The sequence below is a fragment of the Streptomyces sp. NBC_00005 genome (genome assembly GCF_045160215.1).
In the GTDB taxonomy this organism is placed as follows: domain Bacteria; phylum Actinomycetota; class Actinomycetes; order Streptomycetales; family Streptomycetaceae; genus Streptomyces.
Genome location: NZ_CP108316.1, coordinates 1,883,052 through 1,907,633, shown reverse-complemented (window position 1 = coordinate 1,907,633; position 24,582 = coordinate 1,883,052). Strand labels below are relative to the sequence as shown.

The window sequence follows — 24,582 nt, the reverse complement described above, 5'->3', positions numbered from 1 at the left end:
TTCAAATCCTGTCGTCCCGACCAGCTTTGTTGCCGGTCGGAGGCCGTTTTCTCAGGTATGAGGAGACGGCCTTTGCCATGTCTGCGGGGCCCGGGCAGTCATGTCTGCCGGTCCCCGTCCGTCATGTCCGCGGGGGCCCAGGACAACATGGCGCGGCGGTGCCGGTGGCCGGCCGGTCATGCCCGTCTCGGAGCCGGTCCGCCTCGCTCTTCCTTCTTGCTCTCCTCAAGGGTGAGCTTGCCGCCCTCCTCGAAGGTGAGCAGCGAGCGGTCGCCGGTTGCCATCTTGGTCACCATTTCGGCGAGCTGCCCGCAGGCTCGCGCGATCTCCCGCTGGGTCTGGTTCCGCTCGCAGACGACCGCCCCGAGAAGCAGGGCGGTCAGCGAGGCGGAGCCGTTGAACGCCTGCAGGGTGATCATGTTGGTGAGCAGGTCCTTGTCGGAGAACGGGCCCGACTCCTGGCCGGCGGCGATGATCGCGAAGGTCGACACGGCCAGTGCGCAGGGTGCGGCCCCGGCCAGCTGGAAGCGGAAGGCCGCCCAGATCAGCAGCGGGAAACCGAGGAACAGCAGCGGCCCAGGCCCGGTCTCGATGACACCGATGCTCGCGGTGGCCGCCACCAGCAGCAGCCCCTCCGCCCACCGGGACAATGGCGTGTCCCGCAACAGGTGTGCCGAGCGCAGGACGAGCAGGACCGGCGTGACGACCATGACGCCCATCGCGTCGCCGGTCCACCAGACCGACCAGGTCGGCCAGAAGTCATCGGTGCCCAGTACATCGGCGAGAACCAGGGTCGCGCTGCCGGTCGTCGCGCTGACCAGCATCCCGGTGAGCGCGCCGAGAAAGATCAGCGCGAGCGCGTCCCGCAGACGGTTCAGGGCGTTACGGAACCCTGCGCGGCGCAGCAGTGCGTAGGAACAGAGGGGAGCGACGGTGTTCCCCGCCACGATCGCGAGCACGGCCGGGAGAGACGGCCCCAGCGACACGTTGGTCAGGAACGCGCCGAGTGCGATCCCGGGCCAGACCCGCGGGCCGCGCAGGAGCAGGCTCGCCACCGCGATACCGCTCGGCGGCCACAGCGGGGTGACCTGGCCGCGTACCAGCTGCTGGAGCAGTCCCACCTTGGCCGAGCCGTAGTACAGCGCGGCGATGACACAGATCTCCAGGGCGGCCAGGCCGCTGCGCCGGAGCCGTTCGTACCGGGCGACAGCCATCGGGCGACCTCCGTGTCGACATCGCCCCGAAGCCCATCATCCGTCGGATCCCTCGGATCCTCCACGGCGCGGGCCTCGCAGCTCGACGGTCTCGCCCCCCAAGCCGCACGCCGCCCCCGGACGGGCCGAGGACGCCTGTCGAAAGTTCGCGGAAAACCCGGCCCCGATGTCGGATGTCCGGCTTATGGCGGGCTGTGGCTCGCTCGGGGGCGGTGGTGGCGCGGAGGGTGAGGCCAGTCAGCCACACCCCAGTGCCCAGCGCCCCCGGGTGCCGCAAGGGAGAGTCTCCGTGAATGCCACGACCACGGCGAACGCGCCGCAGGAACGGCGGGCCGCCACGCTCGTCATGGCCTGCGTCGGCGTGTTCGTCGCCTATCTGCCGGTGACCACGGTCTCGGCGAGCCTGCCCGCGATCCAGCGGGCCCTGAACGCTTCGACCTCGCAGCTGTCCTGGGTCTCCGACGCGTTCGTCCTGCCCATGGCCGCCCTGATCCTGACCGCCGGCGTCTTCGGCGACGTCCACGGCCGTAAGAAGGTCTTCCAGGCGGGCCTCGCCCTCAGCGGCCTGGGCGCCCTCGTCGCCCTGTGCGCGCACTCCATCGAGGTCGTGTGGGCCGGCCAGGCCCTGGCGGGACTCGGGTCGGCCGCGCTGCTGCCCACCACCCTCGCCCTGATCAGCCACGCCGTGCCCGACCCGCGCGAACGCGGCAAGTTCATCGGTCTGTGGGCCACCTCCCTCAGCGCCGCCCTGGCTCTGGGACCGGTGATCGCGGGTGTCGTAGTCGACCACTTCGCATGGCGGTGGATCTACCTCCTGCCCATCCCTGCGTCACTGCTCGCCATGGCGTTCGCGGCGAGGAGCCTGACCGACTCCCGGGCACCGGGCTCCCGCCGGCTGGACTGGCCCGGCCAGATCACCGCGGCCCTCGCCATCACCGCACTCGTCTACGGGATCATCGAGGGCGGCGCCACGTCCTTCACCGACGTCAAGGTCATGCTGGCGCTGTCCATCGGAGTGGTGGGTGCCGTCACCTTCGTCCTGGTGGAACGCGCGAGTACCGGGCCGATGCTGGACCTGACCCTGTTCCGCAGCCCGGCCTTCACCGCCACCACTCTGATCGCCATGATCAGCTTCCTGGGCCTGATCGGGTTCTTCTTCGCCCTCAGCCTCTACTTCGGCATGGTCCAGCAACTGTCCACCCTGGACGCCGCCTGGCGGCTGCTGATGGTGTCCATGGTGCCGCTCGTGCTCGGCGCGCCCGTCGGGAAGCTCGTCCACCGTGTCTCGCCGCGGCTTCTGATCCCCGGTGGCCTGCTGGTCGTCACGGCAGGCCTGCTGTCCCTCACGAACATCGGCGCGGACACCTCGTTCGGGTCGCTGGCCTGGCGGCTGGCCCTGCTCGGACTCGGCATGGCCTTCGTCATCACCCCGATGACCGCCACCGCCGTCAGCTCGGTGCCCTTCCAGCAGGCCGGCATGGCCGCCGCCGGCAACAACGCCTTCCGCCAGGTCGGCGGTGCCCTCGGCCCGGCCGTCCTCGGCGCACTGCTGTCCACCAAGGCGCTGGACGTCCTGCCCGGCCACCTCACCGACGCGGGCCTGACCGGCCGGACCGTCCACCAGGTCACCACGGTCGCCGACCACGACGGACTCGGTGCCGTCGGCGGGCTCGACCTCGGCGCGGACACGCCCCGTGTCCTGGGCGCGCTGTCCCAGTCCTTCCTGGACGGTCTGCACCTCTGCCTGATCGTGTCCGCCGTACTGACCCTGCTCGCGGCCGTCGTCGGAGCGCTCCTGCTGCGCCGCCCGCAGCACTCGGCACCGCCCGTCGGAGCCGGTGGACGGCATGCCGCGTCTGTCCCGGGCCAGACCGGGACCGGGACCGGGACTCCGGGAGACGCCGGAGCCCCTTCCCTGGCAGGCAGCCACCCCGAGGGGTGAGTTCACGCGTGCCGGTCGGGCGTGATGGCGGAGCGGAACGCCGACCAGGTACGGGCGCCGTCCGTGGGGACGGGCACGGCGCCCTCGGCGGAGCCCGGGACCGGGTACAACGGTCCCGGGCCCCGCCACATGACGGGAACACCCTCCGCCGCCGGCCGGGCGGCGGCTCCCACACGTCTTCGCCCACCGACCGAATTCCGCCCAGAACAAGGAGGGCCGCCGTGGAAGCGCAGCCCCTCGACGCACTGGACCTGAAGCTGCTCCAGGCCCTTCAACTCGACGGACGGGCTGCGTTCAGCCGTATCGGCGAAGTCCTCGGTGTGTCCGACCAGACCGTCGCACGACGCTTCCGGCGGCTGCGCACCACCGCCGGCCTGCGGGTGGTCGGCATGGTCGACGAGACCAGGCTCGGCCGCACCGGCTGGATCGTCCGGCTGCGCTGCACCCCCGACGTGGCCGAGCAGCTCGCGACCGCTCTGGCCCGCCGCCCCGACACCTCGTACATCGACCTCATCGCCGGCGGTACCGAGGTGCTGTGCGCGATGAAGCCCCGCAGCCAGAAGGACCGCGACGAACTCCTCTTCGACCGGCTGCAGCGCACACCCCGGGTCATCTCCGTCAGCGCCCACTGCCTGCTCCACAACTTCTACGGCGGCCCGCTCGGCTGGCTCGACAAGATCCAGGCGCTCGACGCCGAGCAGGAGGAAGCGCTGCGCCCACCCCACGTCGAACCCCGCTCCGGGCCCGTCGCCCTCGACACGGACGACGAGGCCCTGCTGGTGCTCCTCGGCCGGGACGGGCGGGCCACGTTCAGCGAACTCCAGTCCGCCACCGGCCAGTCGGAGTCCGCCGTGAAGAGACGCGTGGAACGGCTGCGCTCCTCGGGAGTCCTCTACTACGACGTACAACACGACAGCGCATCCCTCGGGCAGGGCGTCAGAGCGATGCTGTGGCTCACCGTGGCGCCCTCGGCCCTCGCCGACACCGGCCGGGCTCTCGCGGAACACCGTGAGGTCCGCTTCGCCGCGGCCATCACCGGACAGGCCAACATCGCCGCGTCCGTCGCCTGCCCCGACACCGGCGAGTTCTACCGGTATCTGAGCGAGAAGATCGGCGCACTCCAAGGCGTCCAGTTCGTCGAGACGGCCCTCACCCTGCGCCAGATCAAACAACTCACCTACGAACCGTCCCGCTGACCGGTGGGATGCCGTCCCCGGGACCGGCTCCGGGCCGTCCCCGCGCCGTGGCGCCGACTCAGAACTGGCGGGGCTGCTGCTGTGGTTGCCCGTATGCCTGACCGCTCTGGCCGCTCGCGGCCTGTGCCAGCATCTGGTCCGCCTGCTCCTTCGTCACCTTCTGTTCCATGCCGCAGAAGGTGCACTGCAGGGTGTGCTTCGTCGAGAACGGAAACAGCGGCACGAAGAACAGCGTGAACTTGGTGACGCGCTTCCTGAGCGTGTGCGCGGAGGGATTGCCGCAGTTGCCGCACACCAGCGTCAGTATCGCGAGCTGGTACAGGTATCCCTTGGTGCCAAAGATGATCATGTCGTCGGTCTCTCCCGGATCAGTGCCTCCCGACACTGTGCCCCCATGCGGCAAGTGCGGTCGCAGAGCACAGTCTCATACCCGCCGATGTGCTCGGCAGTGGGCGTGACCGCGTCCGCGTCCGTTGCGGGGCGGTGACGCGGCGGAACGCGCGTCAGCGCATCCGCAGGACGTCAAGTGCGGCCAGTGCCACATGCAGTTCGGTGCGCTGTTCGCCCGACTCCAGGTCGCAGTCGAGCAGTCGCTCGATGGTGCGCAGGCGCTGGTAGACCGTTTCCCGGGACAGGTTGCCGCGGCGGGCCGCCGTGGTCTTGTTGCCGGCCGCGTCGAGGTAGTGGCGCAGGGTCGTCAGCAGGTCCGTACCGTGCCGGGTGTCGTGGTCGACGAGGCGGCCGAGCTGTCGTTCGGCGTACTCCTGGACCCGGACGTCCTCGCGCAGCGCGTACAGCAGCGGGCGCAGGCCGATGTCGGACAGCTCGTGGAAGGACCGGCCGTCGGGCAGGGGCCGGCCGGGCAGTGCCGCCTCGGCCACGCGTCCCGCCTCCCGGAAGGAGCGGGCGGCGTCGGAGAGTTCCGCGACCTCGGAGCCGACGCTCACCACCGCCCCGGGGTCGACGGCGAGCGCGGTGCGGCTCAGCCGTTCGACCGCGGGGCGCCAGGGCTGCGAGGCGCGCAGGGCGAGGAGGATGCCGAACCGGCCGGGAGCCAGGGCGCCGACGAGCGCCGTGATCCCCGCGGTCCGCAGTTCCTGTGACAGCCGGCTCTCCGGCTCCGCGCCGTCGTCTTCCGCGCGCGTGTCCACCAGTACGGCGAGAAAGCCGTCGCCCTCCGTGGGCATGCCCAGCGCGGCGAAGCGGGCGTGGGCGTCCTCGGGGGAGCGGTGGCGCTGTTCGGCCAGGTCGCGCAGGGCGTTGCGATGCGCGGTGCGTTCCCAGGGCGTGGCGTGAATGAGGCGGGCGATGGTCAGGGCCATCGCCGTCCGCTCCAGGACGGTGACGTCCTCGGGCCCGAAGTCCGAGGGCCCCGTGCGGGCCGGGGCCGGAAGCATGGTCGCGCGGCCCCAGCGCTCGCCCTGGTACTCCACCGGCGCGACGAGCCAGCCCTCGGGACCGCACACCTCGGTGCGATCGCCGGACGGTACGGCCCTGGAGCGCTGTTCCCAGCCGGTGAGCGCCTCTTCCACCGTGCTGCCGGAGGGTTCGCAGATCAGCGCCTGGTGCACCAGGTTCTCCAGCACGACGGTACGGCCGCTCATCTCCGCCGCCGCACGCACCACGTCCTCGGGCCCCGCCCCGCGCAGCGTCAGCGCGGTGAACGCCTCGTGGATCCGCTGGGTCCGGCGCATCGCGTCCGCCTGGTTGCCCAGCAGGAGTGCGTGGACGACCTGGGTGACCTCCAGGAAGTTGACGTCCGCGGCGAGCGTGACGAGCGGGAGGCCGCGGGCCCGGCAGGCGTCGACGAGCGCCTGGGGCGGGCGGTGGTAGCGCCGTACGAGTTCGATGACCAGGGCCGCGGCCCCGACGTCGGCGAGTTCGTCCACGTACCGGCGTACGCCCGCCGGTTCCTCGGGCAGGGGCATGCCGGTGGTCAGGACGAGTTCGCCGCCCTTGAGGAAGGACGCGGGATCCGTCAGTTCGGTCATGTGGACCCAGCGGACCGGCCGGTCGAGGTGCGCCACTCCGGTGACGACCTGTGGCTGCCCGGCCGCGAGGACGGGCAGGGCCAGCGCGTCGGCGACGGTGAGCGGACGGCTTGCCGTGTCGGTGTTCTCCCGCATGAGCCTCCCTGCCTGTCCGGACACTGTGCCCGGCGGCACTGACCTGCGCAAGGTCGCCGGACACTGGTCCCGGCGCCCCGAATCGACCCATTGCCGCGCGGCGTGGTTGACACAACGTCCGAACACCGTGCTCCGGCTGGACAGTTCAGGCGTTGTGGTGGCCCCGGGTGGCCGGGACGCTCGAAGGACCGGAGAAGTCGACACCGCACGGGTCAGGAGACCGACATGACCGCACTGTCGCCGCACCTTCGCCAGGCCACGCCCGTGGTGGCGGCCCGGGGCGAAGGCGTCCATCTCTACGGCGAGGACGGTCGCCGCTATCTCGACTTCACCGCCGGCATCGGCGTCACCAGCACCGGGCACTGCCACCCCAGGGTCGTGGCGGCGGCGCAGGAGCAGGTGGGCACCCTCATCCACGGCCAGTACACGACCGTCATGCACCGGCCCCTGCGGCAGCTCGTCGACAAGCTCGGCGAGGTGCTCCCGGCCGGCCTGGACAGCCTCTTCTTCACCAACTCCGGCAGCGAGGCCGTCGAGGCCGCACTGCGGCTGGCCCGGCAGGCCACCGGCCGGCCGAACGTCCTGGTCTGCCACGGCGGCTTCCACGGCCGTACCGTCGCCGCCGCAGCCATGACCACCTCCGGCACCCGCTTCCGGTCCGGCTTCTCCCCGCTGATGAGCGGAGTGGTCGTCACCCCGTTCCCGACGGCGTACCGCTACGGCTGGGACGAGGACACCGCCACCCGCTTCGCCCTCCAGGAACTCGACTACACCCTCCAGACCATCTCCTCGCCCGCCGACACCGCCGCGGTCATCGTGGAGCCGGTGCTCGGCGAGGGTGGCTACGTGCCCGCAACCCGCGCCTTCCTGGAGGGCCTGCGTGAACGGGCCGACCGCCACGGCTTCCTGCTGATCCTTGACGAGGTGCAGACCGGTGTCGGCCGCACCGGCCGCTTCTGGGGTCACGACCACTTCGGTGTCACCCCGGACATCCTCGTCACCGCCAAGGGCCTGGCCAGTGGCTTCCCCCTGTCGGGCATCGCCGCCTCCGAGGAGCTGATGAGCAGGGCGTGGCCGGGCTCGCAGGGCGGCACGTACGGCGCCAACGCCGTTGCCTGCGCGGCTGCTTGCGCCACGCTCGACGTCGTACGCGACGAGAAGCTCGTGGAGAACGCCGACGCGATGGGCGCACGACTGCGCGCAGGCCTGCGGGCGGTGGCCGACCGGACACCCGCCATCGGGGACGTTCGCGGCCTCGGGCTCATGCTGGCCAGCGAGTTCGTCACCGAGGACGGCAGCCCCGACCCCGAGACCGCCGCGCGCGTGCAGCGCGCCGCCGTCGATGAGGGCCTGCTCCTGCTGCTGTGCGGGGCCTGGAACCAGGTCGTGCGGATGATCCCGGCGCTGGTGATCGACGAGGCGGGAGTGGACGCGGGGCTCCAGGCGTGGCAGGCGGCGGTGGAGGCCGGTACCTCTGGAGCCGCTGCGCGATGAGTGAGCCCTTGGCGGGTCTGACCGCGCGGCTCGCCGAGACCGCTCCCGGCCTGCGCGTGGAGACCGGCCCCGGCACCGGCCCCTACGCCTACGACGCGTCCAACTACCGGGTCCCGCCACAAGCCGTGGCCTTCCCCCGCAGCGCCGACGACGTGTGCGCGGTGCTGCGGGCCTGCCGGGAGGCGGGCGCCCCGGTCACCGCGCGGGGCGGCGGCACCAGCATGGCGGGCAATGCGGTCGGGTCCGGCGTCGTCCTCGACTTCTCCCGGCACATGAACCGGATCCTGGACGTAGACCCGGCCGCCGGGACCGCTCGCGTCGAGGCCGGAGTCGTCCTCGACGCCCTGCGCGGCGCGGCCGCCGGGCACGGGCTCACCTTCGGCCCCGACCCGTCCTCGCACAGCCGCTGCACCCTTGGCGGCATGATCGGCAACGACGCCTGCGGCAACCGCTCCGTACGGCACGGGCGCACCAGCGGGCACATCGAGGCCCTGGAGATCGTGACGGCCGACGGGGTGCGGGCCGTCGCCGACAGCGCGGGGCTGCACCCGGTGGACCCCGCCGACGCCGAGCGCGTCGCCCGCCTCGAAGCGGGCCTGCGGCGCCTGATCGGCGACAACCTGTCGCCGATCCGCACCGAGCTGGGCCGCATTCCCCGCCAGGTCTCCGGCTACCAGCTGCACCACCTGCTGCCGGAGAACGGCTTCGACATGGCCCGTGCCCTGGTCGGCACCGAAGGCACGTGCGTGGTCGTGACGGCGGCGACGGTCCGGCTGGTGGCCACCGCCCCGGCCTCGGCACTGCTGACTCTCGGCTACGACGACGTCGTCGACGCCGCCGAGGACGTCCCCGAGATCCTGCGCCGGTCGCCCACCGCCGTGGAGGGCATGGACGAGGCGATCGTCGCCACGATGCGCGCCCGGCGTGGTGCGGACTCGGTCACCGGACTGCCCGAGGGACGTGCCTGGCTGTACGTCGAACTCGACGGCGACGACCAGGCGACGGTCGACGCCCGTGCGGCCGAGCTCCTCGACGCGCTCAGGGCCCGGGGCCGGACGACCGGCGGGCGGGTCGTGCGGAGCGCGGCCGAACGGCGCTCGCTGTGGCGGGTCCGCGAGGACGGCGCCGGACTCGCCGCCCGCCTCGTGGACGGCGGGGAGTCCTGGCCCGGCTGGGAGGACGCGGCGGTCGCGCCCGAGGACCTGGCCGACTACCTGCGGGACTTCCGCAAGCTGCTCGCCTCCCATGAGCTGACCGGTGTGCTGTACGGGCACTTCGGCGCGGGCTGCGTCCATGTACGCATCGACTTCGACCTCGTCACGGACGCGGGCCGGGCCGTCGCCCGCCGCTTCCTGCACGAGGCCGCGGCTCTGGTCGTCGCGCACGGCGGGACGCTGTCCGGCGAGCACGGCGACGGGCGGGCGAGGAGCGAACTGCTCGACGTCATGTACAGCCGCCGCATGAACGACACGTTCGCCGCCTTCAAGCGGACCTTCGACCCGGACGGACTGCTGAATCCGGGCGTCATCGTCGCCCCGGCCGCGCTCGACACCGATCTGGCGCTCCACCAACTCCCCGTCATCGAAACCGAGTTCACCTACGAAGGCGGTTTCGCGGGCGCGGCCCGCCGCTGCGTGGGCGTGGGCCGATGCCGCAGCGACGCGGGTGGCGTGATGTGCCCCAGTCACCGGGCCACGGGGGAGGAGAACGACTCCACCCGCGGCCGCGCCCGCCTGCTCCAGGAGATGGTGCGCGGCGAGACCGTCCGGGACGGCTGGCGCTCGACCGAGGTCCGCGATGCCCTCGATCTGTGCCTGGCCTGCAAGGCGTGCTCCACCGACTGCCCGGTCGGCGTCGACATGGCCACGTACAAGGCGGAGTTCCTGCACCAGCACTACAAGGGCCGCCTGCGCCCCCGGTCCCACTACGCGCTGGGCTGGCTGCCGCTGACCTCCAAGCTCGCCGGGTACGCCGCCCGCCCGCTCAACACACTGCTGCGCGGCCCGGTCGGCAGGCTGCTCGCCCGCCTCGGCGGCGTCACCACCCGCCGTACGATCCCCGCCTTTGCCTCCCGGCGCTCCCTGCGTTCCGTCCTGCGCGGGACCAGGAGAGACGGACCGGCGAAGGCCGTCCTCTTCGTCGACAGCTTCACCCGCGCCTTCCGCCCCGAAGTGGCGGGAGCCGCAAGCCGCGTGCTCGCCGACGCCGGTGTCCCCAGCATCGCGCGGGACGGCCTGTGCTGCGGTCTGACCTGGGTCAGCACCGGTCAACTGTCCATGGCCCGCCGGGTGATGACCCGTACGGTCGCCCAGCTGGACGACGGCGACGACCGGCCGATCGTCGTGGCCGAACCGAGCTGCGCGGCCGCGCTCAGGCGCGACGTGCCCGAGCTGCTCGACACCGAAGCCGCCCGCCGCGTCGCGGCCCGCATCCACACGTTCACCGGCGCCCTGACCGACCTCGCGGCCCCGGACTGGACGCCACCCGCCCTGCCGCAGAACGTCGTACTGCAGACCCACTGCCACGAGTACGCCACCTTCACCGGGCGCCGCCCGCGCGACCTGCTGAGCCGCCTCGGCGTACGCACGGTCGACGAGGCCGAGGGCTGTTGCGGACTCGCGGGGAACTTCGGCTTCGAGGAGCAGCACTACGACACCTCGATCGCCGTCGCCGACCTGGCCCTGAAACCACGGCTCGACCAACTCCCGGACGGGGGAGGGACGGTCGTCGTGGCCGACGGCTTCAGCTGCGCCACACAGATCGACCACCTCGCCGGTGACCGAGGCGTCCGCGCACTCCATCTCGCGGAACTGCTCGACCCCGCCGCCGACCCACCAGGAGAGAGCTCATGACCGACGTACTCAAGCAGTTGTTCATCGGCGGTGCCTGGGTGGATGCCGCGGACGGCGCCACCATGCCCGTCGACGACCCCGCGACCGGCGAGATCCTCTGCCACGTCGCCGACGCCGGCCCCAAGGACGCCCGGCTCGCGGAGGACGCGGCCGTCAACGCCCAGCAGGAGTGGGCCCGTACGGCGCCACGGGCGCGCAGTGAAATCCTGCGCCGCGCCCACGAGATCATCCTCTCCCGCGTCGACGAGCTCGCCCACCTGATGACGTCCGAGATGGGCAAGCCGCTGGCCGAGGCACGCGGCGAAGTGGCGTACGCCGCCGAGTTCTTCCGCTGGTTCTCGGAGGAGGCGGTCCGCATCGACGGCGGCTACGGCACCCTGCCCGACGGCCGCAACCGCATGCTGCTGACCCGCCGCCCCGTCGGCCCGTGTCTGCTCGTCACCCCGTGGAACTTCCCGCTGGCGATGGGCACCCGCAAGATCGGCCCGGCGATCGCGGCGGGCTGCACGATGGTGCTGAAGCCGGCCCCGCAGACCCCGCTGTCCAGCCTGGCGTTGGCCGGCATCCTGAAGGAGGCGGGCCTGCCGGACGGTGTACTGAACGTCGTCACCACCTCCCGCGCGGGGGAGGTGTGCGAACCCCTGCTCCGCGGCGGCCGCATCCGCAAACTGTCCTTCACCGGCTCCACCCAGGTCGGCCGGCTCCTGCTCGCCCAGTGCGCCGACACAGTCGTACGGACGTCCATGGAGCTGGGCGGCAACGCCCCCTTCATCGTCTTCGACGACGCCGACCTCGATGTGGCCGTGGACGGCGCGATGACCGCCAAGATGCGCAACATGGGGGAGGCCTGCACCGCCGCGAACCGCTTCTTCGTCCATCGGGAGGTGGCGGAGGAGTTCGCGCAACGCCTCGCCCACCGGATGGGGGCACTCGTCGTGGGCCCGGGCACGCGTGACGGCGTCGACGTGGGCCCACTGATCGACGCCAAGGGCCGCGCGAAGGTCGAGGAGCTGGTCGCCGACGCGGTCGACCGAGGCGCCCGCCTGCTCGTGGGCGGCCGCACGCCGGAAGGCCCGGGCTCCTTCTACCCCCCGACGGTCCTCACCGACGTGGCCTCCGACAGCCGCCTGATGGACACGGAGATCTTCGGCCCGGTGGCCGCCATCCTCACCTTCGACGACGAGGACGAGGTCCTGAGCCGAGCCAACGACACCCCTTGGGGCCTGGTCGGCTACATCTTCACGGAGGGCCTGGACCGAGCGCTCCGGGTCAGCGAACGCCTGGAGGTGGGCATGGTGGGCCTGAACACCGGTCTGGTGTCCAACCCGGCGGCACCTTTCGGCGGCGTAAAGCAGTCGGGCCTGGGCAGGGAGGGCGGCAGGGTAGGCATCGAGGAGTTCCTGGAGTACCAGTACTTGGCAATCCCGGTGCGGTAATCGCCCTCTCTTTTAGGGGCGCGGGGCACTGCGCGACAAGCCACAACGGACCCGCAGCCGCGCAACAACCTCACGCCCCCATACGTCGCGCCCCAATCTCCGCAGCCGTATCAGCCACCATCTGCCCCCACTCCGGCAGCCGCTCAGCCTCATACCGAGAATCCGGCATAGACACGGCTACCGAAGCAAGCGGCACCCCACCATCGTCCAAGATCGCCGCAGCCACCGCACAAACATCAGGCCGAAACTGATTCCGGTTGACGGAGTAACCGTCAACCCGCACACGCTCCAGCTCAACCCGCAGCGCACCCCCGTCGGCCGGCGTGGACTCGCTGTAACTCTCCAGCCCACGGCTGATGAGCTCGTCCACGTCGGCCTTCGGCAACTGCGCAAGAATCGCCCGCCCCGTAGCGGTGGCGTGCAGCGGCGACGTGTCACCGATCGTGTGGAACGTCCGCACCGCGTGCGTACAGTCCACCCGGTCCACGACCACCATGCACTGCAGCGCGTCCGGTACCGACAGGTGAATGGTCTCGTTCAGCGCGTCCCGCAGCCGGATCATCGGCTCCCGCGCGGCCGCGAACAGGCTGGACCCCTGAAGCGCCGCCGGTCGGACCGCGAGCACACGCGCCCCGATCTCCCAGCGCGTGGTGTCCTTCCGGTTCGCCCGCAGCCAGCCCGCCTCGTTGAGCGTGACCAGCGTGCGCTGCACGGTCGACTTCGGCAGTCCGAAGAGCTTGGTCAGTTCCCCCACTGTCACAGGCTGGTGCTGCGCCACCGCCTCCAGGATGCGCAGTGACCTCGTAACGCTCTTCATTTCCATCTGATTTCCCCCGTTAACTCTGCGAATCCCTCGCGCACACCCCTTGACTCCCTCCGAAAGCCGCTGCCAAGCTCGTGCCAGATTCTAGCACAGCGTGCCACATTGTGGCACGGCCCTTCAGGAGAGTGGTCGGAAGCCCGTCGCTCCGGACGGCGCGGGACGTGATTCCGCAGTCGCCGTTCCCGTAGCAGCCGTCCCCGTTGCCACCGCCTCCGCGGCGGCCGCCTCTTCCGGAAGCCGTGAGTCCGCATACCGGGCGTTCAGCATTGCCGCCCCGGCGTACGAAAGGAACCCCCGTGTCAGCCAGCAAGCGCGTCGCCGTCGTCGGTGTCGGAACGATGGGCAGCCAGGCCGCCTGGCGCCTGGCGGCCCGTGGAGCCGAGGTCGTCGGGTACGACCGCTTCGCGCCGGGCCACGACCGCAGCGCCGCCGGAGGCGAGACCCGGATCTTCCGCAGCGCCCACTTCGAGGACTCCCGCTATGTCCCGCTGCTCAAGCACGCCGACACCCTGTGGGAGGGGCTCCAGCGGGAGACCGGCCGCGAACTTCGACGGCTGACCGGCTGCCTGCTGATGGGCCCCACCGCGCACCAGCAGATGGCCACCGTCCTGGAGTCCATAGCCGAGCACGGTCTCGACCACGAGGTCCTCGACGCCGAGGCGCTCGCCAAGCGGTTCCCGCAGTTCCGCATCGAGGCCGGCGACGCGGCCGTACTCGACCGCCACGCGGGCTTCATCCGCCCCGAGTTGACGATTCACAGCGCCGCTCGCCGTGCGGAGCAGCTCGGCGCCCGCATCCACCGCTACACCCCGGTCCGCGAGATCGTGCCCGTCGGCAGTGGCGTGGAAATACGCACCGACGCCGGCAGCGAGCGGTTCGACGCGGCCGTGGTCACTGTCGGCCCCTGGGTCAACGACCTGCTGCCCGACCTGCCGTGGGAGGTGGACATCCGCCGGCTCATCAACGCCTGGTACGTGCCGACCACCGACGCCTGGTTCGGCGAGGAGCGCCCGGCGTTCATCCGTACCGCACCCACCCACTGCTACGGCCTGCCCTCCCCGGACGGCGTGTCCGTGAAGCTCGGCCTGTCCCGCGCCCTGCACCGCCCGGCCGGGGACCCCAACCGGCTCGAACGGACCGTGGAACCCGGCGAGTTGGACATCTTCACCGAACTGCTCGGCCGCTACATGCCCGACCTGCACCCCGACCCGGTCCGGCTCTCCGTCTACATGGAGGGCTACACCGAGAGCAGCCGCCCGCTCGTCGGCCCGCTGCCCGGCAACGACAACGTGGTGCTCCTCGCCGGGTTCTCCGGCCACGGCTTCAAACTCTCGCCCGCCATGGGCGACATCGCGGCCGACCTGGCGTTGCACGGCACCTCGCCGCAGCCCGTCGACTTCATCTCCACCCTCGACCGGGCGGAGGCGTGACGCCCGTGCCCCATGACCTGCTTGCCGTCGGCCATCCGCACGCTGTGCCCGGCACCAGGGCCCGCGGCACCGTGCCCGCGGCCGATCTGGCGCCCGACGGCACCTGGACCCGATCCGTCGGCTTCCTCTCCACCCTCGACCGAGCGAAGGCGTGACAGCAATGACCAACGAGCTGCTCTCCGTCGGCCCCCTGCACGCCGCGACCGGCACCAAGACCCGCGGCACCGTCCCCGCCGACCTGGGCACCCTCACCGTCGACCTCCCGCTGACCCTGGTCAACGGCGCCCACCCCGGCCCCCGCGTCCTGATCACCGCGGGCGTGCACGGCGGCGAGTTCACCGGCATCGACGCCGCCACCCGACTCGCCTCGCTCCTCGAACCCGGCCAGGTGCACGGCCAGTTGATCGTCTGCCCGGTCGCCAACCCCCCGGCCGTCTACCAGGGACGGCTCGGCGTCTCCCCGCTCGACGGCGTCAACATCAACCGCGTCTTCCCCGGCGACCCGGAGGGCGGCCCCACCGAACGGCTGGCCGCCTGGCTCTTCGCCCACCTGCTCGACGGCGCCGACGCCTACGTCGACCTGCATGCCGGCGGCATCGACGAGGTCCTGCGCGACTTCGTCGGCTACCGCCTCACCGGCGACCCCCAACTCGACTCGAAGACTGCCGAGATGGCGGATTCGCTCGGCATCGAGGACGTCATCCTCGGACTGAACGCCGAGGGCGGTAACAGCCACGCGGCAGCCGTCCGCGCCGGGGTTCCGGCGATCCTCGTCGAAACCGGCCAGCTCGGCGAGCGTGACGCGGAGGCCGCCCGCCGCCTGGGCGACGGCCTGCTCCGGCTGCTGCGCCGACTCGGCGTCCTCGCTTCCGAAGGCGAGGCGGACGCGCCGGTCCGCGAATGGGTCTGGGTCGCGGGCGTCACCGCCGAGACCACCGGCCTGTGGTACCCGCAGTTCACCGCAGGCGACGACGTCACGCAGGGCCAGACCATCGGCCACATCATCGACCCCGCCGACGGCCAGGAGCACAAGGTCCACGCCCCGGCCGGCGGACGCGTCTTCTACGGGATGCACGGGCTCACCGTCGCTCCCGGCACCGAGCTGGCCGCCATCGCCGCACCCCGCTGACCACGTCACCCGCGCCGCACCCCCGACAACACCCGCACGACACGAACGAGACACCCAGCACCCCCCACGCGCCCCTCTTCACGAACCGCACCACAAGGAGCTCCCGGTGAGAGATGTCCGGACAGACCGCAGAGTGTTCCTGCGCGGAGTCGGCGCAGTCGCCGCAGGCATGGCTGCCACCGCGCTCACCGGATGCGGCACCGGCACCAGCCGGTCCGTAGACGGAGGCAGTGGCAAGAATTCCAAGACGCTCGTCGTCCGCAACAGTGGCGGCACCTACGGCGACGCCAACCAGAAGGCGGTCTACGACCCGTTCACCAAGGAGACCGGCATCCAGGTCAAGGTGGTGAACATCGAGTACGCGCAGATGCTCGCCCAGATCAAGCAGGGCCGTCCCCAGTTCGACGTCATCGACGACTCGATGGCCGACTTCGTGCTCTTCAAGCAGGCGGGCGCCACCGAGACGCTGGACTTCGACCGGCTGAAGAACTTCAAGAACGCGGGCATCGCCAAGTCCCTCGTCACCAGCAACGCGGTCGGCAAGAACTACTGGGCCAGCGTGATGGCGTACCGCACCGACGCCTTCGGCGGGAAGAAGCCCTCCTCCTGGGCCGACTTCTGGGACACCAAGGCGTTTCCAGGCAGCCGTGCCCTGCAGGCCCTCGACGCCGACCTGCCCGAGCTGGAGTTCGCGCTCCTCGCCGACGGCGTGGACCCGGACAAGCTGTACCCGCTCGACGTGGACCGGGCCTTCAGGTCCCTCGACGCGATCAAGGGCGACGTCAAGAAGTTCTGGGACACCGGCGCCCTGCCCGGCGTCCTGCTGGGCCGCAAGGAGGTCGTCGCCTCCAGCGTCTGGCACGGCCGCCTGGACGCCCTGATCAAGGGCGGTGCGCCGCTCGCCTACCAGTGGAACGGCGCCCGCCGGCAGAGCAACGCCCTCGGCATCCCCAAGGGCGCCGCGAACCTCGACGCCGCGTACAAGCTCGTCGACTTCTCGCTGCGGCCCGAGGTGCAGGCGCACTACGCCGAGCTCTACCCGATGGCCCCGACCGTGCCGGCCGCCTACAAGAAGCTCTCCTCGACCACCGCCGCCAACCTGGCCAGCTCGCCCGCGCACCTGGAGTCGGGCTTCGACCTGGACGTCGAGTGGTGGATCAAGCACCAGGACGCCGTGTCCAAGCGCTGGCAGGAGTGGACGCATGCCTGAACTGGACGTGAAAGCCCCGGTGATCACCCCGGCGCCGGACACCGGCACCGGAAAACCCGTGTCCGTCACGGCACTTCGCAAGACCTACGGCGCGGTGACCGCCGTCGACGAGGTCTCCATGGAGATCGCGGCGGGCGAGTTCGTCACCTTCCTGGGGGCCTCCGGCTCCGGCAAGACCACCACCCTGATGATGATCGCCGGGTTCTGCGAACCGGACTCCGGCAGCATCGTCGTCGGCGGCCGTGACGTGACCCGGCTCGCCCCGCAGAAGCGCGGCCTGGGCTTCGTCTTCCAGCAGTACCTGCTCTTCCCGCACATGTCGGTCTGGGAGAACGTCGCCTTCCCGCTGCAACTGCGCGGCGTACCGAAGGCGGAACTGCGCCGCAGGGTCGGCGAGACCCTGGACATGGCAGGGCTGTCGGCCATGTCCAGGCGCCGCCCGCGTGAACTGTCCGGCGGCCAGCAGCAGCGCGTCGCGCTCTGCCGCGCGCTGGTCTACCGGCCGCCGGTGATCCTCATGGACGAGCCGCTGGGCGCCCTCGACAAGAAACTGCGCGACCAGCTGCAGACCGAGATCAAGCGCCTGCAGCAGGAACTCGGCCTCACCGTCGTCTATGTGACGCACGATCAGGAAGAGGCCCTGGTCCTCTCCGACCGGATCGCGGTGATGCGGGACGGCCGGATCGACCAGTTCGACACCCCCAGGGAGCTCTTCGAACGCCCACGCACTCCGTTCGTCGCCGACTTCCTGGGCGCCGCCAACTTCCTCGACGGCCACCTGGAGGAGCGGACGGACGACCACTCGCTCGTACGACTGGACACGGGCGGCCTGTTGAAGGCCCGCCCGCAGGCGGACCGGGGCGCCGGACGGGTGCGGGCCGCGGTCCAGCCCGGCCGGATCGGACTGTGTCCCGCAGGCGACGGCTTCTGTACGGGGACCGTGGAGACGGTCACCTACGTCGGCACCCTGGTACGCGTCACCGTCCGCCCGCCCGGCGGCACCGACCCCGTACGGCTCGAACTCCCCGCCGGACGCGCCCCTGCCCTCGGCGAACGCGTCGGCCTGACCGCCGAACCCGCCGACGTCAGCGTCTTCTCCGACCCGGAAAACGGGGGGTGAGCATGGCCGGATCCGTCCTCACCACGAAACCGGCGCGAACCGGGCCACCCACCGTCGTACCGCCACCCGTGAGCCGTCTGCGCCGCACCCTCGCCGACCGTCGCACCCGCTTCGGCCTGTTCAACGCCGCACCGGTGGTCGTCTATCTCGCGATCCTCTTCGTCTACCCGATCTTCAGCACCCTGCTCCTCAGCCTCAAGGGCGACAAGGGCGGCTGGACACTGCACTGGTACGCCGACGCGTTCCAGGGCGCCAACCTGGAGATCCTTCTCACCACCCTGCGGATCTCCGCCGAGACCTCACTGCTGAGCCTCGTCATCGGCTTCCTGCTGGCCTCCGCCGTGTCCCGGCTGAAGCCCCTGTGGGCGGGCCTGGTGATGCTGGTCGTGGTGGTCCCGCACTTCATCAGCGCGCTGGTGCGCACCTACGGCTGGATCATCCTGCTCGGCGAACACGGCGTCGTGAACAACGTCCTGACGGACCTTCACTTCCCGGGCGCACCCTTCCAGTTGCTCTACAACGAGGTCGGCGTCGTGATCGGCACCACCTCCGTGATGCTCCCGTACACCGTCCTTCTCCTCTACGCCGTGATGCGCGGCGTCGACCGCCGGCTGCTCGCCGCCGCGGCCAGCATGGGCGCCGGACGGATCACCATCTTCCGCCGTGTCTATCTGCCGCTGGTGGCTCCCGGGCTGGTCAACGCCGGGGTGCTGTGCTTCATCCTCTGCCTCGGCTACTACCTCACCCCCGCCCTCATGGGCGGCCCGAAGCAGACCATGGTCGCCTCGCTCATCGACGAGCAGGTCATGAAGCAGAACCAGTGGAACGGCGCCTCGGCGCTCGGCATCATCCTGCTGCTGCTCACCTTCGCGGGCCTGATCCTCCTCCGGCTGCTCAAGTCGGCCGGCGAGGCCTACCGGAAGCGGGGTGCCACCTCATGATCGGACTCCGCTCCACACTCGCCGGACGTATCAGCCTGACCGTTTTCTCCACGCTGATCCTGCTGTTCCTGGCCCTGCCGATCATCGTCATCGTCGTCACCTCCTTCGGCAACGACGCCTTCGGGTCCTTCCCGCCCGAGTCCTGGACGCTCGGCTGGTACAAGCAGTTGTTCGCCGACGGCAGCAAGTGGCCGGCCGCCCTGTCGCTGAGCGCCCTGGTCGCCGCGCTGACCACGGTGTTCTCACTCATCCTGGGCATGACCGCCGCGACGGCCCTCGTCCGCAGTGAACTCCCGCTGCGCTCGGCGGTCTACGGCCTGGTCCTCGCCCCGCTCGTGATCCCCCAAGTCGTCATCGCCCTCGGCCTGTTCCTCCTCTTCGAGCCCGCCGCGATGCTCGGCAGCCCGATCGCCATCGCCCTCGGTCACACCGTGCTGGCCTCGCCCATCGCCGTGATGATCCTCATGGCCACCCTCAAGGGCATCGACGAACGGCTGGAGGACGCGGCCGCCAGCATGGGCGCGAGCCGCCTCACCGTCGCCCGGCGCATCACCTTCCCGCTGGCCATGCCCGGACTGGTCGCCGCCGCGATCTTCTCCTTCATCACCAGCTTCGACGAGTTCTTCATCTCCCAGTTCCTGTCCTCCGTGGACACCGTGACCCTGCCGGTCCAGGTGTTCAACGTCCTCCAGTACGACGTCGATCCGTCCGTGACGGCCGTCAGCGCGCTGCTCATCGCGGTCGCCGTCGTGGCCCTCGCCCTGGTCGGCGTCGTGCGCCGGCTCGGCGGCGCCGGCCGGCAGGACGGTCTCCTGCCGACGGAGACCACCGTGGGCCTGCCCGCCGGAAGCGAGACCACATGACCACGAGCACCCGCACCCCGTCCGGCGAACTGTCCGCCTCCGCGGCCAGACACCTGCTGCTGAACATGACCCCCAACGGCGCGCTCGGCACCGAGGGCGAGAACCTCTTCGTCGTACAACGTGGCGAGGGCCCGTACGTCGACGACGCGGACGGCAGACGCTACATCGACGGCCTCTCCGGCCTGTACTGCTGCCAGCTCGGCTACTCCTACGCCCCCGAGTTCGCCGAGGCCGCCGACCGCCAGCTGCGCGAACTGTGCTTCAGCCCGCTGTGGTCCGCCTCCGCCCACCCGACCGCCATCGAACTCGCCGAGCGGCTCTCCCGGATCGCCCCCGTCGACATCGAGCACACCTTCTTCTCCGGCGGAGGCGCCGAAGCCGTCGAGACCGCCTGGAAGATCGCCCGCAAGTACCACGCGCTGCGCGGCGAACCGGGCCGCACCAAGGCGATCGCCCGCCGCGGCGCCTACCACGGCCTGACCATCGGCGCCCTGTCACTCACCGACGACCCCGGCCTGAAGGAGCCCTACGGACCGCCCGCGATCGACACTCGGTTCGTCTCCAACACCAACCGCCTCGGCCTGGCAGGGGAGTTGGCGGACGACGCCGCCTTCACGGCCCATCTGCTGGGCGAGTTGGAGGCCGCGATCCTGGCCGAGGGCCCCGAGACGATCGCCATGCTGATCGCCGAGCCGGTGCAGAACCGCGGCGGCTGCATCACCCCGCCCGAGGGATACTGGGAAGGGCTGCGGGCACTGGCCGACCGCCATGGCTTCCTGCTCGTCGCCGACGAGGTGATCACCGCCTTCGGGCGGCTCGGCGAATGGTTCGGCGGCGACCGCTACGGCGCCCGCCCCGACATCGTCACCGTCGCCAAGGGCATCACCGCCGGATACGCCCCCATGGGCGCCACCCTCGTCAGCACCGCGGTCACCGAGGTCCTCAACCGGCCCGGAGCGGTCCTCAACCACGGCTACACCTTCGGCGGCCACCCCCTCAGCGCGGCCCTCGCCCTGCGCAGCCTCGACATCATGGAACGCGACCACATCCTCGACAACGTCCGCGCCCTCCAGCACCACATCGCCGCCCGCATGACGTCCCTCGCGTCCCTGCCGATCGTCGGCGACATCCGCGGAGCCGGCTTCTTCTACGCCTGCGAACTCGTCGGCGACCTGGAGGGCGGCGGCTTCAGCGACACCGCCCGCGCCGCCCTCGTCGCCGACCTGATCCCGCGCCGCCTGCGCGAGGCCGGCCTCCTCGCCCGCGTCTACAACCGCGCCGCCCCGCTGGTCCAGATCGCGCCCCCGCTGATCAGCGACCGCGCACTCCTGGACCGTATCGCCGACATCATCGCGGACACCCTCGACGAGGCGTCCGCCCGCCTGTGACCCCCGCATCCGATGTGACCCCCGCATCCGAAAGGCAGCAACTCATGTACTCCATCGGTCCGTTGACCGTCGCCCCCGGCGAGCGCGCCCAGGGCCTCATCCCGGTCGGCACCAGCACCTACGGCGTGGAACTCGGCATACCACTGATCGTCGTCAACGGCACCGAGCCCGGCCCGGTGCTGTGCGTGGACGCGGGCGTGCACGGCGACGAGTACGACGGCCAGGAGGCCATCCGCCGCGTCCTCGCCGAGACCGACCCCTCCACGCTGCGCGGCACGCTCGTCGGCATCCCCTGCATGAACACGCCCGCCTTCGAGGCGGCCGCCCGCTCCAGCGGCCTCGACCACCTCAACCTCAACCGCATCTTCCCCGGCGACCCGGACGGCTCGTACTCGCTGCGCCTGGCCGCCACCTTCGTCGAGCAGGTCGTCCCCGCCATCGACGCGCTGGTGGACCTGCACACCGGCGGCACCTTCGGCGAGATCGCCCCGCTCGTCATCGTCCAGGGCGGCTACGAGGACCTCGCTACGGGTATCGGCCTCGCCGCCGGACACCAACTCGTCTGGAAGGGCGGCAAGTGGGGCGGCACCGTCCGCCACCCCACCCTCGCCGCGGGCAAGCCCGCCATCACCATCGAGGCCGGCGGCGGCACCTACCGCGAGTCCACCGTCGAGCTGCACATCGACTCGGTGCGCAACATCATGCGGCAGCTCGGCATGACCGACGGCGAGCCGGAACTGCGCGACACCTACACGGCAGTCACCGGAACCTTCGCCCGCTCCGCGTCCGGCGGCTTCTTCGTCGGGCACGCCGAGCCGGGGGAGAACTGCAAGCAGGGCGACCTGATCGCCCACGTCGTCGACCACTACGGCAACACCCTGGAGGAGGTTCGCGCCCCGCAGGACGGCATCGTGCTCTGGGTGCGCCGGATCCGCACCGTCCACCCGGGCGACGAGGTCGTCATCTTCGGCGCGGTGGAAGGAGAGATCCGCCCGTGACCGGTGAACTCCCGCTGACCGAGCTGCTGATCGACGGCAAGCAGCTGCCCGCCGCCGACGGCCGCGCCTTCACCGTCCTCGACCCGTCGAACGCGTCGCCCGTCGCCCGCGTCGCCCTGGCCGGCCCGGCAGACGTGGACCAGGCGGTGGCCGCCGCCCGGGCGGCCTTCACGGCCCCCGAGTGGGCGAGGATGCGCGCCGCCGACCGCGGCCGACTGCTGAACCGCATCGCCCAGGCCATCCGCGCCGACGGCGAGCGACTCGCCCGCCTGGAGAGCCGCGACGTCGGCAAGCCGCTCAGCCAGGCCAGGGCCGACGTCGAGGCCGCCGCCCGCTACTACGAGTTCTACGCGGGCGTCGCCGACAAACTCGGCGGCTCCACCATCCCGCTCGGCCCCGGCCTGATCGACTACACCGTCCGCGAGCCGATCGGCGTCTCCGGGCAGATCATCCCGTTCAACTACCCGCTCCAGAACACCGCGAGGGGCTCGGCGCCCGCGCTGGCCGCGGGCTGTACCGTCGTCCTGAAGCCGTCCCCCGAAGCGCCCCTCACCCCGCTGGAGATCGGCCGCATCGCCCTCGAATGCGGTCTGCCACCAGGGGTGTTGAACGTCCTGCCCGGCGACGGCGAGACGGGCGCGGCCCTCGCCGGACACCCGGGCATCGACCAGGTCACCTTCACCGGCTCCGTGCCGACCGGCATCAAGGTCGCGCAGGCGGCCGCGGCCAACGTGGTGCCCTCGGTCGTCGAGTTGGGCGGCAAGTCACCGGTCGTCGTCTTCGCCGACGCCGACTTCGACCTGGCCCTCGGCGCCGTCGCGGGCTCCGCCTTCGGCAACGCCGGCCAGACCTGCTCGGCAGGCACCCGGATCCTGCTCCAGCGCGGAGCCGAGGAGTTCCTCGACAAGCTGGTCGCGCACGCCGCCTCGCTGCGGCTGGGCCCCGGCCTCGACGACCCCGACATCGGCCCCTTGGTCGCGGCACGCCAACGCGACCGCGTCCAGGGCTACTTGGACCTGGCCCGGCACGAGGGCGCCGAGGTACGGGTGGGCGGCGGCGCCCCGGCCGACCCCGAACTCGCCGACGGCTACTACATCGAGCCGACCGTCCTCACCGGCCTGACGAACCAGGCCCGTTGCGCCCGCGAGGAGATCTTCGGCCCGGTCGTCACGGTCATCGACTTCGACGACGCCGAGGAAGCCCTCGACATCGCCAACGACAGCCCGTACGGCCTGGCCTCGTACGTCTGGACCCGCGACATCAACAAGGCCCTGCGCATGGCCGAAGGCATCCGGGCCGGCCAGGTCTACGTCAACGCCACCGGCGTCGGCACCGGCATCGAGCTCCCCTTCGGCGGCTACAAACACAGCGGCTGGGGCCGTGAGAAGGGCCTGGAGGCGCTGGCGAGCTACACGCAGACCAAGAACGTCTGCATCGGATTCGGGGACCGGCCATGAGGTACCGCACGCTCGGCGAGCGCGGCCCGGCCGTCTCGGCGGTCGGCCTCGGCGGCAACAACTTCGGCTCCCGCCTCGACGAGGACGGAACCAGGGCCGTCGTCCACGCCGCGCTGGACGCCGGGATCACGCTGTTCGACACGGCCGACATGTACGGGGGGTCCGGCGACCGCGGGGGAGCACGCGGGGACGGGGAACGGCTCCTCGGCGCCGCCCTCAAGGGCCACCGCGACGACGTCGTACTGGCCACCAAGTTCGGCATGGAGATGGCCCCCCACGGGGAAGGAGGGGAGGCGGACCGGTACGGGCCGCGCGGCTCCCGCCCCTACATCCGGTACGCCGTCGAAGCCTCCCTGCGCCGGCTCGGCACCGACCGCATCGACCTGTACCAGTACCACGAGCCGGACGGCGTCACCCCCCTCGACGAGACCGTCGCCGCCCTGCACGAACTCGTCACCGAAGGCAAGATCCGTCACCTGGGCTGCTCCAACCTCCCCGCCGAGCAGCTCACCGGCGCCTTCGTCAGCACCCAGGCCCGCTACCACCTCCTCGACCGCGGCGCCGAGACCGACCTCGTCCCCGCCTGCCTGCGCACCGGCGTGGGCCTCCTGCCCTACTACCCGCTCGCCAACGGCCTGCTCAGCGGCAAGTACCGGCGCGGCGAGCAACCCCCGCCCGGCAGCCGCCTGTCCTGGCGGCAGGGCTGGCTCACCGACGGCGCCCTCGACCGCGTCGAGGCGCTCACCGCGTACGGGGCCGCGCGCGGACTGACCCTGCTCCAGGTGGCCGTCGGCGCACTCGCCGCCCTGCCCGCCGTCGGCTCGGTCATCTGTGGGGCCATGACTCCCGCGCAGGTCACCGCCAACGCGGCGGCGGCCGACTGGACCCCCGACGCCGCCGACCTGGCGGCACTCGACGCCGTGGTCGCCCCCGGCGAAAAGATCGTCTGAACTCCCTGAAACG

At 71.4% G+C, this 24,582-nt stretch carries 21 protein-coding genes; 16 read left to right on the top strand and 5 right to left on the bottom strand.

The genetic code is table 11. The features are described from left to right. Nucleotides 1-176: 176 nt before the first annotated feature. A complete protein-coding gene (locus tag OG303_RS09145) occupies nt 177-1,214 on the bottom strand; it encodes an MASE1 domain-containing protein (RefSeq protein ID WP_405866651.1) in 1,038 nt (345 codons plus the stop codon). A gap of 346 nt (nt 1,215-1,560) precedes the next feature. Between OG303_RS09145 and OG303_RS09140 the strand changes: the two genes are divergently transcribed. Continuing rightward, nucleotides 1,561-3,156: an MFS transporter gene (locus OG303_RS09140; protein ID WP_405877147.1), complete on the top strand. Its 1,596-nt coding sequence runs from the start codon at nt 1,561-1,563 to the stop codon at nt 3,154-3,156. A 2-nt stretch (nt 3,157-3,158) separates the two neighbouring features. On the opposite strand, the gene OG303_RS09135 is transcribed toward OG303_RS09140, so the two are convergent. Beyond that, nucleotides 3,159-3,287 carry a hypothetical protein gene (locus tag OG303_RS09135; protein ID WP_405866649.1) on the bottom strand — a complete coding sequence of 43 codons (129 nt, stop codon included), beginning with the start codon at nt 3,285-3,287 and terminating at the stop codon, nt 3,159-3,161. 90 nt (nt 3,288-3,377) lie between these two features. Between OG303_RS09135 and OG303_RS09130 the strand changes: the two genes are divergently transcribed. Then, the gene (locus OG303_RS09130) at nt 3,378-4,352 is read left to right on the top strand and encodes an Lrp/AsnC family transcriptional regulator (protein ID WP_405866647.1); all 975 of its coding nucleotides are present in this window, start codon (nt 3,378-3,380) and stop codon (nt 4,350-4,352) included. A 58-nt stretch (nt 4,353-4,410) separates the two neighbouring features. On the opposite strand, the gene OG303_RS09125 is transcribed toward OG303_RS09130, so the two are convergent. Together OG303_RS09125 and OG303_RS09120 are read right to left on the bottom strand one after the other, a co-directional pair. Continuing rightward, nucleotides 4,411-4,701: a zinc-ribbon domain-containing protein gene (locus tag OG303_RS09125; protein ID WP_405866645.1), complete on the bottom strand. Its 291-nt coding sequence runs from the start codon at nt 4,699-4,701 to the stop codon at nt 4,411-4,413. A 154-nt stretch (nt 4,702-4,855) separates the two neighbouring features. Next, a complete protein-coding gene (locus OG303_RS09120; RefSeq protein ID WP_405866643.1) occupies nt 4,856-6,478 on the bottom strand; it encodes a PucR family transcriptional regulator in 1,623 nt (540 codons plus the stop codon). 225 nt (nt 6,479-6,703) lie between these two features. Between OG303_RS09120 and OG303_RS09115 the strand changes: the two genes are divergently transcribed. The 3 genes from OG303_RS09115 to OG303_RS09105 are packed head-to-tail and all read left to right on the top strand — an operon-like array spanning nt 6,704 to nt 12,260. After that, a complete protein-coding gene (locus tag OG303_RS09115; protein WP_405866641.1) occupies nt 6,704-7,972 on the top strand; it encodes an aspartate aminotransferase family protein in 1,269 nt (422 codons plus the stop codon). Then, a complete protein-coding gene (locus OG303_RS09110; RefSeq protein WP_405866639.1) occupies nt 7,969-10,824 on the top strand; it encodes an FAD-binding and (Fe-S)-binding domain-containing protein in 2,856 nt (951 codons plus the stop codon). The genes OG303_RS09115 and OG303_RS09110 overlap by 4 nt, the downstream gene beginning before the upstream one ends. Continuing rightward, nucleotides 10,821-12,260, top strand: a complete 1,440-nt coding sequence (locus OG303_RS09105; RefSeq protein WP_405866637.1) for an NAD-dependent succinate-semialdehyde dehydrogenase — start codon at nt 10,821-10,823, stop codon at nt 12,258-12,260. The genes OG303_RS09110 and OG303_RS09105 overlap by 4 nt, the downstream gene beginning before the upstream one ends. A 70-nt stretch (nt 12,261-12,330) precedes the next feature. Here the strand turns inward: OG303_RS09105 and OG303_RS09100 are convergent, their stop codons facing one another. After that, on the bottom strand, nt 12,331-13,077 hold the full coding sequence (locus OG303_RS09100; RefSeq protein ID WP_405877145.1) for an IclR family transcriptional regulator: 747 nt from the start codon (nt 13,075-13,077) through the stop codon (nt 12,331-12,333). A 302-nt stretch (nt 13,078-13,379) separates the two neighbouring features. Here OG303_RS09100 and solA point away from each other — a divergent pair, with 302 nt between their 5' ends. The 11 genes from solA to OG303_RS09045 all read left to right on the top strand — a co-directional run bounded on the left by solA (nt 13,380) and on the right by OG303_RS09045 (nt 24,569). Continuing rightward, nucleotides 13,380-14,513 carry an N-methyl-L-tryptophan oxidase gene (gene solA, locus OG303_RS09095; protein WP_405866635.1) on the top strand — a complete coding sequence of 378 codons (1,134 nt, stop codon included), beginning with the start codon at nt 13,380-13,382 and terminating at the stop codon, nt 14,511-14,513. Nucleotides 14,514-14,518: 5 nt separating this feature from the next. After that, nucleotides 14,519-14,668: a hypothetical protein gene (locus OG303_RS09090; protein WP_405866633.1), complete on the top strand. Its 150-nt coding sequence runs from the start codon at nt 14,519-14,521 to the stop codon at nt 14,666-14,668. Between the two features lie 5 nt (nt 14,669-14,673). Beyond that, nucleotides 14,674-15,642, top strand: a complete 969-nt coding sequence (locus OG303_RS09085) for a succinylglutamate desuccinylase/aspartoacylase family protein (protein ID WP_405866631.1) — start codon at nt 14,674-14,676, stop codon at nt 15,640-15,642. A gap of 106 nt (nt 15,643-15,748) precedes the next feature. Then, the gene (locus tag OG303_RS09080) at nt 15,749-16,852 is read left to right on the top strand and encodes an ABC transporter substrate-binding protein (RefSeq protein ID WP_405866630.1); all 1,104 of its coding nucleotides are present in this window, start codon (nt 15,749-15,751) and stop codon (nt 16,850-16,852) included. Further along, a complete protein-coding gene (locus OG303_RS09075) occupies nt 16,845-17,972 on the top strand; it encodes an ABC transporter ATP-binding protein (RefSeq protein ID WP_405866628.1) in 1,128 nt (375 codons plus the stop codon). The genes OG303_RS09080 and OG303_RS09075 overlap by 8 nt, the downstream gene beginning before the upstream one ends. 2 nt (nt 17,973-17,974) lie before the next feature. Then, nucleotides 17,975-18,913, top strand: coding sequence for an ABC transporter permease (locus tag OG303_RS09070; protein ID WP_405866626.1), 939 nt, complete (start codon nt 17,975-17,977; stop codon nt 18,911-18,913). Beyond that, on the top strand, nt 18,910-19,776 hold the full coding sequence (locus OG303_RS09065; protein ID WP_405866624.1) for an ABC transporter permease: 867 nt from the start codon (nt 18,910-18,912) through the stop codon (nt 19,774-19,776). Before OG303_RS09070 ends, OG303_RS09065 begins: the two co-directional genes overlap by 4 nt. Then, nucleotides 19,773-21,164, top strand: a complete 1,392-nt coding sequence (locus OG303_RS09060) for an aminotransferase class III-fold pyridoxal phosphate-dependent enzyme (protein WP_405866622.1) — start codon at nt 19,773-19,775, stop codon at nt 21,162-21,164. Before OG303_RS09065 ends, OG303_RS09060 begins: the two co-directional genes overlap by 4 nt. 44 nt (nt 21,165-21,208) lie before the next feature. Further along, the gene (locus tag OG303_RS09055) at nt 21,209-22,162 is read left to right on the top strand and encodes a succinylglutamate desuccinylase/aspartoacylase family protein (RefSeq protein ID WP_405866620.1); all 954 of its coding nucleotides are present in this window, start codon (nt 21,209-21,211) and stop codon (nt 22,160-22,162) included. Continuing rightward, on the top strand, nt 22,159-23,619 hold the full coding sequence (locus tag OG303_RS09050) for an aldehyde dehydrogenase family protein (protein WP_405866618.1): 1,461 nt from the start codon (nt 22,159-22,161) through the stop codon (nt 23,617-23,619). Before OG303_RS09055 ends, OG303_RS09050 begins: the two co-directional genes overlap by 4 nt. After that, nucleotides 23,616-24,569: an aldo/keto reductase gene (locus OG303_RS09045; protein WP_405866616.1), complete on the top strand. Its 954-nt coding sequence runs from the start codon at nt 23,616-23,618 to the stop codon at nt 24,567-24,569. Before OG303_RS09050 ends, OG303_RS09045 begins: the two co-directional genes overlap by 4 nt. Nucleotides 24,570-24,582 lie beyond the last annotated feature (13 nt).